This window comes from Mycobacterium sp. 852002-51961_SCH5331710 (assembly GCF_001665535.1).
Lineage (GTDB): Bacteria > Actinomycetota > Actinomycetes > Mycobacteriales > Mycobacteriaceae > Mycobacterium.
Genome location: NZ_LZSQ01000059.1, coordinates 1 through 689, shown reverse-complemented (window position 1 = coordinate 689; position 689 = coordinate 1). Strand labels below are relative to the sequence as shown.

Genomic DNA, 689 nt, shown 5'->3' with positions numbered 1-689 from the left:
TGCATGCGCGCCCCCGGTATGACGATGTTCCGGATGCCGATCTTCACCTGGAACATCCTGGTGACGTCGATCCTCGTGCTGCTGGCCTTCCCGATCCTGACCGCCGCACTTCTCGCACTGGCCGCGGATCGCCACCTCGGCGCGCACATCTACGACCCGGCAAATGGTGGGCCGATCCTCTATCAGCACCTGTTCTGGTTCTTCGGCCACCCCGAGGTGTACATCGTCGCGCTGCCGTTCTTCGGCATCGTCACCGAGATCTTCCCGGTGTTCAGCCGCAAGCCGATCTTCGGCTACACCACGTTGGTCTATGCCACCCTGGGCATTGCCGCTTTGTCGATGGTGGTGTGGGCGCACCACATGTACGCCACGGGTGCGGTACTCCTTCCCTTCTTCTCGTTCACCACCTACCTGATCGCGGTGCCCACCGGCATCAAGTTCTTCAACTGGATCGGCACGATGTGGAGGGGCCAGTTGACGTTCGAGACGCCCATGTTGTTCGCGATCGGATTCCTGGTCACCTTCCTGCTCGGGGGGTTGACCGGTGTGCTGCTGGCCAGCCCGCCGCTGGACTTCCACGTCACGGACTCCTACTTCGTGGTCGCCCATTTCCATTACGTGCTGTTCGGCACGATCGTGTTCGCGACGTATGCCGGTATCTACTTCTGGTTCCCGAAGATGACGGGCCG

At 61.5% G+C, this 689-nt stretch carries 1 protein-coding gene; it reads left to right on the top strand.

The window, feature by feature from the left end:
• Nucleotides 1-689: cbb3-type cytochrome c oxidase subunit I (locus A5752_RS10160; protein WP_197500590.1), on the top strand; the 689-nt coding region annotated here is incomplete at both ends.